Raw genomic sequence first — 14,025 nt, forward strand, 5'->3', positions numbered from 1 at the left:
CCGGATTCTTTCGTAGGGAAAGCAGGAGTAGTTGGCTACTTTTGCGGCCTGATAGGTCTTTACTTTTCGCATTTCAACCTAGCGCACATACTGTGGCACTGATCAAATCAATTTCGGGCATTCGGGGAACCATTGGGGGGGCGGCCGGCGACGGCCTGACGCCTATTGATGTGGTAAAATACGCGGCTGCCTTTGGTACCTGGGTATTGCAACAGACGGACAATAACACCATCATTATTGGGCGGGATGCCCGTCTTTCGGGCGACATGGTGAGCCGGCTGGTATCAGCTACGCTGCAAGGGCTGGGTATCAATGTCATTGACCTGGGCCTGAGCACCACGCCCACGGTGGAAATGGCCGTGCCCGCCAAAAATGCGGGTGGCGGTATCATTCTGACGGCCTCACACAATCCCAAGCAGTGGAACGCGCTGAAGCTGCTCAATAGCAAAGGCGAGTTTATCTCGGACGAGGACGGGAAGAAAGTGCTGGCCCTGGGCGACTCAGAGGCATTTGACTTCGCGCCGGTGACCAAACTGGGCAGCTACACCACCGACGACACCTTCCTGCAGGAGCACATCAACGCCATTCTGGCGCTGCCGCTGGTGGATAAAGCAGCTATTCAGGCCAAGAATTTCCGGATAGTAGTGGATGCGGTGAACTCCTGTGGGGGCTTTGCCGTGCCAATGCTGCTGGAGCAGTTGGGGGTAGAAGTAATTGAAAAGCTGTTCTGCGAGCCGACCGGTGACTTCGCCCACAACCCCGAACCGTTGCCCGAGAACCTGCGCGAAATTGCCAAGACGATGGAAAAAGGCTCCTTCGACCTCGGCATTGTGGTGGACCCCGATGTGGACCGCCTAGCCCTGGTGAACGAAGACGGCACCATGTTCGGGGAAGAATACACGCTGGTGGCCGTATCCGATTATGTGCTGCAGCAGCTGGGCGGTGGTAATACCGTGAGCAACCTGAGCAGCACCCGCGCCCTGCGCGACGTGACGGAAAAGCACGGTGGGCATTACGCCGCTGCGGCCGTGGGCGAGGTGAATGTGGTGAATAAGATGAAGGCAACCAACGCCGTAATTGGCGGCGAGGGCAACGGGGGCATCATCTACCCCGAACTGCATTATGGCCGCGACTCTTTGGTGGGTATTGCGCTGTTTCTGAGTCATCTGGCCAAAACCGGCCTGACGATGACACGCCTGCGGGCATCGTACCCGAACTACTTTATCTCGAAGAATAAGATTGAGCTAACGCCCGAAATCAACACCGACCAAGTGCTGGTGGAGATGGAGAAGCGCTACGCCAAGCAGCCCGTGAATACTATTGATGGAGTGAAAATCGAGTTTGACAAGGAGTGGGTGCACCTGCGCAAGTCCAACACCGAGCCCATCATCCGGATCTACGCCGAGTCGGATTCCAACGCTACGGCCGATCATCTGGCCAACAAAATCATCGGCGACATCAAGGAAATCATTAGCAAATAGTGCTATAGCCGGCCTTGCGCTACTCATCTACCGGGCCACTTACTGCTAACCATGCTGGTTGCAGTAAGTGGCCCGGTGCTAGTTGGGGTAATGGGAGGCTGTACGGCCCGGCGGAAACCACTATTTTTGTGGGCGTTTTCCTTTCCTGCGTTTTCACCCGCCTTTGTCTTGCTTTATGAACGTGTATTTCGATAATGCCGCTACCACGCCGCTGGACCCCGAAGTGCTGGATGCCATGCTGCCGTTTCTGCAGAATCATTTTGGCAACCCCAGCAGCATTCATGGTCACGGTCGGCAGGTACGCGCTGCCATCGAAAATGCTCGCAAGACCATTGCGCACCTGATTAACGCGGCTCCTGCTGAAATTGTGTTCACCTCCTGCGGGACTGAGGCCGATAACTATGCCGCCTTCGGGAGCGTGCATACGTTGGGGCTGCAGCACGGAGTTACCTCTACCCTGGAGCACCATGCCGTGCTGCACACTATGCAGGCGCTGGAAAAGCAGGGTATGCAGTTAAGCTACCTGCGCCACGACGCGCAGGGGCGCCTTGATCTGGCGCATCTGGATGAACTGCTGGCTACTCACCCGCGCACGTTCGTGAGCCTGATGCATGCCAATAACGAAATCGGTAACCTCAACGATATTGCAGCTATTGGCGACATCTGCGCCCAACACAACGCCGTGTTTCACACCGACACGGTGCAGACGATGGGCCATTACCGCCACGATGTACAACAGTTGAAGGCGAACTTTCTCGTTGGTTCGGCGCATAAGTTTCATGGCCCGAAGGGCGTAGGATTCCTGTACCGTCGTTCAGGCCAAACGGTGAATGCGCTGATTCATGGCGGCTCGCAGGAGCGCAACCAGCGGGCGGGTACTGAAAACGTGTACGGCATTGTGGGTCTGGCCAAAGCCCTAGAAATTGCCTACCGCGACATGGCCGAGCACCAACGCCACATTCAGGGCCTGAAAGACCGGTTTATCGAGCGGCTGCGGCAGGAAATTGACGGAGTGGAGTTCAACGGTACTTCCGCCGAGGCTGACCAGAGCCTATACACGGTGCTGAGCGTGAGCCTGCCGCCCTCGGAGCTGAATGAAATGCTGCTGTTCAATCTGGATATCAATCATATATCCGTGTCGGGGGGCTCGGCGTGTACCAGCGGGGCCAATGCCGGCTCTCATGTACTCAACGCCTTGAACTGCGACCCAAACCGGGGGACCATCCGCTTCAGCATGAGCAAGTACAACACGGCCGAGGAGGTGGATTACGCGGTGGAGCAACTGGCCAAGATGTACCGCAAGGTGCCGGCGTAACTTTCTTTATTTGCCAAAGCTCAGGTGCCCCGGTCTGCCAGCAGGCCAGGGCATATGTGTTTTTCGGGTTGCCAGTACTGTGCGCCTGCATCATATTGCAGGCGGAGCGCGTAAGGCACACGCACCCTTTCCAGATTTGTATGGCCGACATCAATATTCAACGCAAGAAAAATACCCCAAGCCCGTGGCTGCTGTTGCTGGTGGTACTGGCAATAGTTGGTATTGGCGCATACTTCCTGTTCCGGGCCGAAACAGCGCCACCGGCCGACGTACTGGCTCCGGCTGGCTCCGGTATTCCGGCTCCGCCGGATAGCACCACCGGCGCCGAAACCGGCCCGTCCCCGGCCGCTGATGCCGTGGGCGACATGGCGGCCGAAGAAGCTGCTGTTCCAGTGACGCCGGGCGTGCTGGCGGCTTTTGCCAAGGGTGATGCCTCGCAGCCCAATTACGGCCAGGAAGGATTGCGGCTGCTGAAATCGGCCCTAGTAGATTTGACCGACCGCGCCGATTTGCAAGACCCCACCATCCAGACCCGGCGCGACGATCTGACCAGCGCCACTAGCCGGCTTGGGGAGCCGGGTATCAGCCTGCGACCCGGGTACGTGGCGGCGGCGTCGCTGATTCAGGCTATCCAGCAAAAGGCCTATCCGGAGCAGGAGCAGGCTGTACGGCAACTGGCTAGCCTAACCGAAGGGCTCAGCGGGCGGACTGCTACCGCGCAAGAGCAGCAGCAGGTGCAGTTGTATTTTCAGCAGGCAGCCGAGCTGGTGCAGGCGCTGAACGAGCCGCCCCGGTAATCGGCTCAAGCCCGCTTTGCTTCAAATATTTGCCTTCAACAACTGCTATATGCAAACTACCCCCGATCCAATACCCTCCGCTGAGGGCATGCACCTGCGCCGCCTCCGCGACCTGACCGAATTTGAAGTAGCCGACGGCAACCCCGACGTGCGAGGCTGGTCGGTGCGCGGAGCTGACGGCCGCCAGTTTGGACAGGTGTTTGAGCTGATTGTGGATGTGGACGCGCTGAAGGTGCGCTACCTCGATATTGAGCTGGACGAAGGTCTGCAGATCAACGAGCGGGACCGGCACATTCTGTTGCCCATTGGAGTAGCGGCCCTCGATGAAGACGCTGACAATGTATTCGTGCCTTCGCTCACGGCCCAAACAGTGCTGGAGTATCCGCCCTACGTCGAAATTCAGATTACCCGTCAATACGAAGAAGCCATGCTGCGGGCCCTGAGTCTGCCGCTACCCGCGCCCGCCGGCCAGGATTTCTACGGGCAGCCCGTGTATGATGGCTCCGGGTTCTACCAGCGCCGCAAGCTCGGGTAGGGAGTATAGCCAAGCAAAAGCCCCGGCTTCGCTGCATAGCGCAACGAAGCCGGGGCTTTTATGTATTCTGTGTTGGCTAGTTCCGCCGAATCATATCCGTCACAGCATCTACCCACAGGGGAGTGGAATTCAGGCTGGGTACCAGTTGCCAGTGCTGGCCGCCGGCTTCCTCAAACAGTTCCTTGAACTCTTCACCCACTTCAATGGTCGTTTCCAGGCAGTCGGCCACAAAGGCCGGGCTGAATGCCAGCACGTTCTTAATGCCTTTAGCGGGCATCTCCTTGATTACTTCGTCGGTGTAGGGCTGCAGCCAAGGGTCACGCAGGCGACTCTGCAGGCGGCTCTGGAAGGAGGTAGTGTACTGCTCGGGGCTGAGACCTAAGGCGGCCCCCAACTGGCGGGATGTTTCAAAGCACTGCGCCCGGTAGCAGTAGCGGTTGTTCTTGTTGTAGCTGTTGCAGCAGCTGCCCAGCTTGCAGTAGTTTTTGTGGCTGCCCTTCAGCACGTGCCGCTCCGGAATACCGTGGTAGCTGAACACAATGTGGTCGTAGTCGTGCTTGGCCAGCTCGGCTTTGCCCAAAGCCGCGAAGCTGTTGATGAAGCCCGGATCATCCACGAACGTGCTGATAAAGCTGATGCTGGGCACTACCCACCATTTACTCACCAGCTCCATTACCTTTTCCTGCACTGAGCCCGTGCTGGCCGCCGCGTACTGCGGAAACAGCGGCAGCACGATAATGCGGTCTACGGCCGCGTCGCGCAGCTCCCGTAAGGCGCTTTCGATGCTGGGGTTTTGGTAGCGCATCCCGAAGGCCACCAAGTACTCCTTACCCAGCTTCTCCTGCACCAGCTTCTGCAGATCCAGACCGTGGTAAAGTAGGGGAGAGCCCCGGTCTTTGTCCCAGAGCTGCTGGTACACCTTCGCCGATTTGGGAGCCCGCAACGGCACCACCAGCCCCCGGAACAGGGGGTAGCGTACAGCGGCCGGCATGTCAATCACGCGGGCATCGGTGAGAAACTCGTTGAGGTAACGGCGCACGTCGGGCGTGTTGGGCGAGTCGGGCGTGCCCAAATTCACGAGCAGAACGCCGATGCGGCCTTTGGAAGATGCGGAAGAAGAAGGCATAAACTATTGATACGGTGGCCCAAACGGCTGATAGCTCGTACAAGAGAGCCGCCAGGGCCACCTTGTCCGCGCAGAAGTGCAAAGGTCGCACAATCCGCCGCCGAAGAAAAACTGACTTCCGTCAGCTTTTTCGTTGCAGCCAAGACAAACTTCCCGCGGCCAATGTTCTGACCAGCCGCCCGAAGGCCGCTAAAAAACCGTACCTTTGCAGCCCAAAATCCAGAATCTGAAGTGAATACCGAACCAACTCCGCACCGCGCCGGCTTTGTGAGCATTATTGGCAAGCCCAACGTCGGCAAGTCCACGCTCATGAATGCCCTGATGGGTGAGCGGCTCAGCATCGTGACCAGCAAGGCCCAGACTACGCGCCACCGCATTCTGGGTATCCTCAACGGCGACGATTTTCAGCTGGTATATTCCGATACGCCCGGCATCATCCAGCCTAAATACGAACTGCACAACGCCATGATGTCGTTCGTGTACTCGTCGCTGGAGGACGCCGACGTGATTCTGTTCGTGACGGATATTTACGAGAAGCACGACGAGGAGCCGGTGGTGGAGCGCCTGCGCAAGATGGTGGACACGCCCATTCTGCTGCTCGTCAACAAAATTGACCAGGCCGACCAGGCCGAGGTAGAAGCCAAGGTGGAATATTGGCGGCAGCACCTACCTAATGCGGCCCGGGTACTGCCCATTTCGGCACTGGAGAAATTCGGTACCGGCGAGCTGCTGGATCTGGTGCTGAGCTACCTGCCCGTGCACCCGCCGTATTATCCCAAAGACGAGCTAACCGACAAGCCCGAGCGGTTTTTCGCCGCCGAGATGATTCGCGAGAAAATCTTCAAGCTCTACAAAAAAGAGGTGCCTTACAGCTGCGAAGTAGGCATTGAGGAGTTTAAGGAAGACGAGGATATTATTCGGATGCGGGCCACCATTTTCGTGGAGCGCAGCAGCCAGAAAGGTATCATCATCGGCCAGCAGGGCGCGGCTTTGAAGAAGGTAGGCACTTGGGCCCGGGAGGAAATGGAAAAGTTTTTCCAGAAGAAAGTGTTCCTCGAAATCCACGTTAAAGTCAACGAAAACTGGCGCACCGACCCAAAAGCCCTAAACCGCTTCGGGTACAGCCAATAGGTGAAATAGTGAGATGGTGAAATGGTGAGTTGACGGTCTGAAAGTGCTACATGCGCAGTCTGGGCCAGTTGAACATCAAACTTACTATTTCACCATCTCACTATTTCATCACTTTTCCGACCTCACATTCACTTAACTACTCCGGGCACTGCCGAACTTGGTCGGGCCGGCGGCTGGAGTCAGACGCATGAAGAATACCATTGCTATTGTGGGCCGCCCGAACGTGGGCAAATCCACCCTGTTCAACCGCCTTGTGGGCCAGCGTAAGGCCATCATGGACAACGAAAGCGGCGTAACCCGTGACCGGCACTACGGCTACGGCGAGTGGACTGGAACCTACTACACCGTCATCGACACGGGCGGGTACGTGCACAACTCCGACGACATCTTCGAAGGCGAAATCAACAAGCAGGTAAAGCTGGCTATTGATGAAGCCGATGTGGTGCTGTTTATGGTGGACGTGGACGCCGGCGTACACCACCTCGATGAGGAGTTTGCCAACGTGCTGCGCCGCTACCAGGGCAAAAAGCCCATCTACATCGTCGCTAACAAAGCCGATACCAACGCCCGCGCCCACGCCGCCGGCGAGTTCTATACCCTAGGTGTGGGCGACGGCGAAATCTACGCCATCAGCTCCCAGAGCGGCTCCGGCACCGGTGATTTGCTGGATGCCGTTATCAGCCACTTCGAGGAAGAAGGGGAGGAAGAGCCCGATCTGGGCATTCCTAAAATTGCCGTAGTGGGCCGCCCCAACGTGGGTAAGTCCTCGTTCGTGAACCTACTGCTGGGCACCGACCGCAGCATCGTGACGGATATTGCCGGTACCACCCGCGACTCTATTCAGGCCCGCTACAATGCCTTCGGCAAGGAGTTCATGCTGGTGGATACGGCCGGTCTGCGCCGCAAAACCAAGGTGCACGAGGACGTGGAGTTCTACTCCGTGCTGCGCTCCATCCGGGCCCTGGAAGAAGCCGACGTGTGCGTGGTGATGCTGGACGCTACCCGGGGCATTGAGGCCCAGGACGTGAACATCATCGGTCTGGCCGATAAGAACCGCAAGGGCATTGTGATTCTGGTGAACAAGTGGGACCTGATTGAGAATAAGGAAACCAATACGGCTAAGGAGTTCGAGGCCAAAATCATGGAGAAGATTGCGCCCATTGCCTATCCGCCCGTGATTTTCATTTCCGTGCTCAACAAGCAGCGCGTGCACAAAGCCATTGAAACGGCCATTGACGTGTACGAGAACAAGCGCCGCAAAATCCCGACTTCGGAGCTGAACGAGGTAATGCTGAAGGAAATCGAGAAGTACCCGCCGCCCATCCAAAAGGGCAAAATGGTCCGCATCAAGTACGCCACGCAACTGCCCACGCACAACCCGGTGTTTGCCTTCTTCTGCAACCTGCCCCAGTACGTAAAGGAAAGCTACACGCGCTACCTGGAAAACCGCCTGCGCGAGAACTTCAACTTCACTGGCGTGCCCATCGGCATTGTGTTCCGCAAGAAATAACGGGCCACGCCGTGGCGGGAAAGCTGAGAAAAAGATAAAATTTCTTTTTGCGGTCGGGTTACCTTCCGGCAAATGACCGATAAAGCTCTGATTCCCGGGTGAAACCGGTGAATACATTTCTTTTGCTATTTCATTTTCTCAACTTACCCACCATGAAAAAAGTACTGTTCCTCGCCCTGGCCGCTGTTTCGTTCTCCTTCGCTTCCTGCGACAGCAAAACCGAAAACGCCCAGGAAGCTCAGGCTGAGCAGGTAGAAGAGGCTGGCGAAGCCAAGGCTGACGCCATGGAAGCTGCCGGCAACGAAGCCGGTGCTGACTCGGTAGAAGCTTCGACCGAAGCCAAAGCCGATGCTATGGAAAACGCTGCTGACGCAACCGACGCCAAGTAAGCCGGTGCGCCGCTCGGCGCCCATAAAAAAAGGCGGTTCCCGACATCGGGAGCCGCCTTTTTTTGTGCTGTTACGCATTCTTGAAAAAAGCCGGAAAAAAATTGATGCAGGGCGGGTTACCTTTTGAGTTATGGCTTATAAAGGTCCGATTGACGGTGCAAGCCGCCAATCACCCTCACTGAATTTCCATCTCTCACATTTCCCTGATCATGAAAAAAGTATTGTTCCTCGCCCTGGCCGCTGTTTCGTTCTCCTTCGCTTCTTGCGACAGCCAGAAAGAAAACAACATGGAGCAAGCTGCTGACAACGTAGAAGAAGCTGGCGAAGCCAAGGCTGACGCTATGGAAGCTGCTGGCAACGAAGCCGGTGCTGACTCGGTAGAAAACGCTACTGAAGCTAAAGCTGACGCTATGGAAGACAAGGCTGACGCTATGCCCAGCCAGGCTACCCCCGCTCCCGCTACGACTCCTGCCCAGTAATTACGGCAGCGTCTAGGACGCAAAAAAGAGAGGCTTCCCGCACGCGGGAAGCCTCTCTTTTTTTTGAAAAACGATAAGAGCAATAAAATTATCCAAGGCGGCGGCGCAACAGACCGTCAACCACCTCAAAAAGCTTGCGCGGCGGATAGGTGCGCCACGGCAACTCATCCAACTGCCCGCCGAAGTTGAGGTAGGAGTCCACGTTGTATTGGCGCATTTCGCGGATGACGTGCTCCTGGAAGTTTACGGCCGCAATCCAGCCGTCTTCCACATCCTCAAACCACTCCTCGTAGTAGGAGTCATCGGAACCGTGGAAGTTGAATACGTTTTCGCCAATGAGCACGAATTTGCGGATACCTTCGTGGGTCATTAAATCCACGATGTTGCGCTTGAGCAGCATGATGTCGTTTTCGATGGCATCATTCCACTCGCCAATGAACTCGATGATGGCCGTGCCCAACTCGTAATCCACGAACAGAATTTTCAGGTACAGCGTGTCGGAATCCAGGCTGTCCCATTGGGGGTGAATGTAGTAGCCGTAAATGGTATTGGTGTACGTGTCGAGGCTGTTTTCAGCTTCGAACAGGGGAGAGCGGGGGTCTTCGGAGGCTTGGTATTGTTCCAGCCAGGCGTAGTGCGGCTCGATGGTGTGCATGGCAGTAGCGAAAGAGAGAAACCCACACCGAAGCCTGGGTCAGCAGTTTTCCTGGCTAACTCTGAATACGCAAACGGGGTTTCCGAAGCCCCGCGAAAAGTGACCTCGGAAACCCCGCCTGACCTAATACAGTGCAGCCACTATCGGGCGTTCAGTGCCGCCCGTACTGAGCCATGCCGGCGCAGCAGTTCCGCCGCTTCAGGCTGGGCAATTCCTAACTCATCCATCAGCATTTTCTCGCCCCGGTCTACCAACTTGGCGTTACTGAGCTGCATATCCACCATCTTATTGCCCTTCACCCGGCCCAGGCGAATGAAGGTGGCAGTGGTGAGCATGTTGAGCACCAGCTTCTGAGCGGTGCCGGCTTTCAGACGGGTGCTGCCCGTTACGAATTCGGGGCCGGTTACCACCTCCACCGGAAACTCGGCCACGGCCGCTACCCGGGAGCCCGCGTTGCACACGATGCAGCCGGTTGCCAGCCCCGCCTGCCGGGCCTGCTCCAGCCCCCCAATTACGTAGGGCGTGCGGCCCGAGGCAGCAATACCCACCACAACATCCTGGGTGGTGATGTCATACGCCTGCAAATCTTTCCAAGCCTGCTCGGCATCGTCCTCGGCGTTTTCCACGGCTTTCCGGATGGCCGTGTCGCCGCCGGCAATCAGCCCAATAACCACGCCGTGAGGCACGCCGAATGTGGGTGGGCACTCCGAGGCATCCAGAATCCCGAGCCGCCCGCTGGTGCCGGCCCCGATGTAGAACAGCCGGCCGCCTTTGCCCAACCGCTCTACTACGGCTTCCACCAAGGCCTCAATCTGGGGCAGCGCCTTGGCCACGGCCTGCGGCACTGTCTGATCAACGCTGTTGATGCCGGCCAGCAACTCGTGGGTGGACAGGGTTTCGAGGTGGTTGAACTCGGAGGGACTTTCAGTAGTGCTCATAGCAAGGGGGAAAGGAATAGCAACGGTTTCAGCTCAACTGGCCAATAACCGGGAATTTGTCGAAAACGTTGGGTGTATGCGGGGCGTCGTGGTCCAGCTCTTTGGTCAGGTCCTGGCCCGCCCAGTGCTCATAGTGGTTGCCGCGCTTCCAGAGTCGGGAGCGGCTCACATCGTAAATCAACCCCCGGTACGCCACCCAGATTTCGTCCCGGTCCTGACCATTACGCAAAGCCAGCTGGCTACGGGTGTACGCGGTGAGGTGCCCGTTATTCGTTAGTGGTTTTTGGTCGTTTGCTACGGGTGCACCTTTATCAGAGTCGGGAGCAGGGAGGTGGTTATCCATAAAGCCAGAAACCAAAAACAATCAACCAAAAATCAATTACCCCAGCAGCGCCTGCGTCAGAATCCAGCGGTGGGGTACGTCGCCCTGGGCGGCGTGCAGGTAATCCTGGTAGCTACAGGGTACAATGCGCTTCACATTGCCAGCCAGGTTCACTACCTCCATCCACCACCGGTCCGTTTGCTGGGATTTATAAAATACAATCCGGTCCGGTCCTTCCTCAACTTGGTCATTGTCGAGGGCACTGTAATCGGGGGGACCGTGCAGGCCGGCCGCATAGCGTACAAAGTTAGGCCCCCGAAAGTCAGTTTCGCGGCGGCGGTGGTAATAGCCTTCGATGAAGTACCACAGCATGGTAGCCAGTACCATAGCCGCCAAGCCATTCGTGTCGTAGTCGGGGCGGTAGCCATACAGGCCAAAGGAGGTCAGCTGGTCGTTGCAGCCGGCATACCAGGCCAGTTTGGCGGCTTCCTCATTAGTGAGCCCGAAGGGGTTGGCCGGGTGGTAGCCCGGAGCATCATTCCAGCGCAGGGCGGCAATGTCCACCGTCACAAAATCGGCTTGGCGGAGCAACGGCTCGGCCTGGCGAATGTCGTCGCGGATTTGGCCCACGCGCAGGGTTTCAAAATGCAGCTTTTCCAGGGCTGTCAGCACATCGGGGGCCACCAGATACTGCTGGTGAGCCAGCTGGGCGAAGTTGAACAGAAAGCTGGGCTCGTGCAGCAGCATCCGGCGCAGATGGCTATCCTCAGGCGTGGAGCCATCGGGCTCAGCCATATCTACGCGAGAGTCAATGGCGGCAAAGCTGATGGGCCGCTCCAGGGTTTCGTAGGCCAGGAACTGCCCGTAATCCAGGTCGTGGGAACCGCCCAGCAGCAGGGGCACGGTATTGTGCTCCAGTAAAGCCGCAATAATCTCGCGCAGCCGCTGGTAGGTATCCTCCAGCGTGAGACCGGGCCGCAGATTGCCCAAATCCACCAGCCGACAAGGACCGAACCCTTTCTGTAGCTGGTAAAAGCAGTGGCGCACGGCATCGGCCCCGTGCCGGGCCGGGGCCCCGGCCGCACTGCCCCGCCACTCATCCAACCCAATGATGGCCAGATCGGCCGCGCGCCAATCCGGAAACGAATCCAGGAAGGGCGAAACATAGCTTGCCAGCGTAGTAGAAGCGGATGCGGAAGAAACCAGCTCTTCGGCGAGCGGGTCAAAAAAGATAGCCAGATTCATCGTGCGCGGCGGGTGCGGAGGCTGACAAAGCTACGCAAAAGCCCGCCACGGCCCTAAGCTCGTTTTAGGGGTAAATTGCGCTTTACCCGGAAAAAAATAGTTATTTAAGCAGCATTTCCTATTACAGTTGAGGTTTTGGCTCGTATCATAGGGGCCAGTACCGCTTCTCTCTCACTGCCAACCCACCAAGCTCCCGCTCTTCCGCATGGATATTCGCCGTACGTTCGACATTCTGCCCCACCTGCAGCAGAAGTACAACAAGCCCGACTGCTTCGCCGCCAAAATCAACGGCCAGTATACACCCATCAGCACCGATGCGGTAGTGGAAAAGGTAAACCAGGTCAGTTTGGGCTTGCGCAGCCTCGGCATTGGCAAGGACGATAAGGTGGCCATTATTTCGATGAACCGCCCGGAGTGGATGTTCGCCGACTTTGGCATTGCCCAACTGGGGGCCACCAGCGTGCCCATGTACCCCAGTATCACGGTGGAGGACTACAAATACATCTTCCAGGATGCGGGGGTTAAGGCCGTTTTTGTGTCGGATAAGAAGCTGCTGGACAAAGTGCGCGAAGCCACCCAGGGCCTGAATATTCCGGCCGAAAACGTTTTCACCTTTGATAAGGTGGAAGGGGCCCGCCATTTCGACGAGCTGCTGGAACTGGGCAAGAAAGGCAACCCCGCCGATCTGGAGCCCCTGAAAGCCGCCGTGCAGCCCGACGATCTGCTCACGCTCATCTACACTTCGGGCACCACTGGCCAGCCCAAGGGCGTAATGCTCACCCACAACAACCTGCTCAGCAACTGCCGCAACTCCCAGCGGTTCGTGCCCGTCACCAAAGATGACAAGGCCCTGAGCTTTTTGCCGCTCTGCCACATTTTCGAGCGGATGGTGACCCACCTTTACCTTATCAACGGTGTGAGCATCTACTACGCCGAGAGCATGGAAACCATTGCCGACAACCTGCGCGAGGTGAAGCCCGAAATCTTCACTACCGTGCCCCGCCTGCTGGAAAAGGTGTACGATAAGATTGTGGCGAAAGGCCATGAGCAGACTGGCGTGAAGAAAAGCCTGTTCTTCTGGGCGTTGGATCTGGGCCTGAAGTATGACAACCAGAAAGACGGCGGCTTTCTGTACAATACACAGCTAAAGCTGGCTAACAAGCTCATCTTCAGTAAGTGGCGGGAGGCGTTAGGCGGCAACCTGCGCTGCATTGTGAGCGGCGGCGGGGCGTTGCAGCCCCGTTTGGCCCGCGTGTTCTGGGCCGGCGGTATCCGTGTAATGGAGGGCTACGGCCTCACCGAAACGTCCCCCGTAATTGCCGTGGGTGGCTACGAGCCCGAAAACAACATGATTGGCACCGTCGGCCCCATCATCGATAATACCGAGGTGAAAATTGCCCCGGACGGCGAAATTCTCACCAAGTCGGAGTCGGTGATGAAGGGCTACTACAACAAGCCCGAGCTGACGGCCAAGGAGTTTGACGCCGATGGCTGGTTCCACACCGGCGACATCGGTGAAATGGTGAATGGCCGCTTCCTCAAAATCACCGACCGCAAAAAAGAGATGTTCAAAACTTCCGGCGGCAAGTACATTGCCCCGCAGGTGATTGAAGGCAAACTGAAAGAGTCGCCGCTGGTGGAGCAGTGCATGGTGGTCGGCGACGGGCAGAAATTTCCTTCCGCGCTGGTTATTCCCTCTTTCGATGACCTCAAAGGCTGGTGCAAGCGCAACGGCGTGAACTGCAACTGCTCCAATGAGGAGTTGATAAAGGACGAGAAAGTGGTAAAGATGTACGAAGACCTCGTGCACAAATACAACACCGGTTTTGCGCAGTGGGAGCAAGTGAAGAAAATTGCGCTGCTGCCCCAACTCTGGACCGTAGAAACCGGCGAAATGACGCCCACTATGAAAGTGAAGCGAAAAGTCATTACCGAAAACAACAAGGACATTATCGAAGGCCTTTACCACCAGGATGGCCATCGGTAAAGGCGAAAAACGGCGCCACTGCAGCAGCGGTGGCGCCGTTTTTCGTTTGAGTATGATGGATGACCTAGATTACTGTACGTGCAGGAGTATACGGACTGGAAGCACCAGCCAAACT

General features: G+C 57.1%; 14 protein-coding genes. 9 read left to right on the forward strand and 5 right to left on the reverse strand.

Features of this window, described 5'->3' with window-relative positions; translation table 11 throughout:
- Positions 1 to 92: 92 nt before the first annotated feature.
- The 4 genes from glmM (at position 93) to ACN19L_RS14355 (ending at position 4,128) form a co-directional block, all read left to right on the forward strand.
- Complete coding sequence (gene glmM / locus ACN19L_RS14340) at positions 93 to 1,481, forward strand: phosphoglucosamine mutase (protein WP_426490179.1); 1,389 nt, start codon at positions 93 to 95, stop codon at positions 1,479 to 1,481.
- Positions 1,482 to 1,656: 175 nt separating this feature from the next.
- Positions 1,657 to 2,796, forward strand: a complete 1,140-nt coding sequence (locus tag ACN19L_RS14345) for a cysteine desulfurase family protein (protein ID WP_426490180.1) — start codon at positions 1,657 to 1,659, stop codon at positions 2,794 to 2,796.
- 140 nt (positions 2,797 to 2,936) lie between these two features.
- The gene (locus tag ACN19L_RS14350) at positions 2,937 to 3,593 is read left to right on the forward strand and encodes a hypothetical protein (RefSeq protein WP_426490181.1); all 657 of its coding nucleotides are present in this window, start codon (positions 2,937 to 2,939) and stop codon (positions 3,591 to 3,593) included.
- 49 nt (positions 3,594 to 3,642) lie between these two features.
- Positions 3,643 to 4,128 (forward strand): PRC-barrel domain-containing protein, encoded by a 486-nt coding sequence (locus tag ACN19L_RS14355; RefSeq protein WP_426490182.1) that lies wholly within the window; start codon positions 3,643 to 3,645, stop codon positions 4,126 to 4,128.
- A gap of 76 nt (positions 4,129 to 4,204) precedes the next feature.
- Here ACN19L_RS14355 and hemH read toward each other — a convergent pair whose 3' ends face one another.
- Positions 4,205 to 5,254, reverse strand: a complete 1,050-nt coding sequence (gene hemH / locus ACN19L_RS14360) for a ferrochelatase (RefSeq protein ID WP_426490183.1) — start codon at positions 5,252 to 5,254, stop codon at positions 4,205 to 4,207.
- 231 nt (positions 5,255 to 5,485) lie between these two features.
- Here hemH and era point away from each other — a divergent pair, with 231 nt between their 5' ends.
- The 4 genes from era (at position 5,486) to ACN19L_RS14380 (ending at position 8,763) form a co-directional block, all read left to right on the forward strand.
- Positions 5,486 to 6,385, forward strand: coding sequence for a GTPase Era (gene era / locus ACN19L_RS14365; protein WP_426490184.1), 900 nt, complete (start codon positions 5,486 to 5,488; stop codon positions 6,383 to 6,385).
- 187 nt (positions 6,386 to 6,572) lie between these two features.
- A complete protein-coding gene (der, locus tag ACN19L_RS14370; protein WP_426490185.1) occupies positions 6,573 to 7,895 on the forward strand; it encodes a ribosome biogenesis GTPase Der in 1,323 nt (440 codons plus the stop codon).
- A 152-nt stretch (positions 7,896 to 8,047) separates the two neighbouring features.
- Positions 8,048 to 8,284: a hypothetical protein gene (locus ACN19L_RS14375; protein ID WP_426490186.1), complete on the forward strand. Its 237-nt coding sequence runs from the start codon at positions 8,048 to 8,050 to the stop codon at positions 8,282 to 8,284.
- Positions 8,285 to 8,493: 209 nt separating this feature from the next.
- Positions 8,494 to 8,763 (forward strand): hypothetical protein, encoded by a 270-nt coding sequence (locus tag ACN19L_RS14380; RefSeq protein ID WP_426490187.1) that lies wholly within the window; start codon positions 8,494 to 8,496, stop codon positions 8,761 to 8,763.
- Positions 8,764 to 8,851: 88 nt separating this feature from the next.
- Here ACN19L_RS14380 and ACN19L_RS14385 read toward each other — a convergent pair whose 3' ends face one another.
- From ACN19L_RS14385 to ACN19L_RS14400, 4 genes are all read right to left on the reverse strand, one after another.
- Positions 8,852 to 9,418, reverse strand: coding sequence for a hypothetical protein (locus ACN19L_RS14385; protein WP_426490188.1), 567 nt, complete (start codon positions 9,416 to 9,418; stop codon positions 8,852 to 8,854).
- Between the two features lie 140 nt (positions 9,419 to 9,558).
- Positions 9,559 to 10,356 carry an N-acetylmuramic acid 6-phosphate etherase gene (gene murQ, locus ACN19L_RS14390; RefSeq protein ID WP_426490189.1) on the reverse strand — a complete coding sequence of 266 codons (798 nt, stop codon included), beginning with the start codon at positions 10,354 to 10,356 and terminating at the stop codon, positions 9,559 to 9,561.
- A 28-nt stretch (positions 10,357 to 10,384) separates the two neighbouring features.
- Positions 10,385 to 10,591, reverse strand: a complete 207-nt coding sequence (locus ACN19L_RS14395; protein ID WP_426493589.1) for a cytochrome b5 domain-containing protein — start codon at positions 10,589 to 10,591, stop codon at positions 10,385 to 10,387.
- A 144-nt stretch (positions 10,592 to 10,735) separates the two neighbouring features.
- Positions 10,736 to 11,923, reverse strand: a complete 1,188-nt coding sequence (locus tag ACN19L_RS14400) for a formimidoylglutamase (RefSeq protein WP_426490190.1) — start codon at positions 11,921 to 11,923, stop codon at positions 10,736 to 10,738.
- 205 nt (positions 11,924 to 12,128) lie between these two features.
- On the opposite strand from ACN19L_RS14400, the gene ACN19L_RS14405 reads away from it, so the two are divergent.
- Complete coding sequence (locus ACN19L_RS14405) at positions 12,129 to 13,910, forward strand: AMP-dependent synthetase/ligase (RefSeq protein WP_426490191.1); 1,782 nt, start codon at positions 12,129 to 12,131, stop codon at positions 13,908 to 13,910.
- Positions 13,911 to 14,025: the final 115 nt, after the last annotated feature.

This window comes from Hymenobacter sp. 102 (assembly GCF_049949205.1).
GTDB lineage: Bacteria > Bacteroidota > Bacteroidia > Cytophagales > Hymenobacteraceae > Hymenobacter.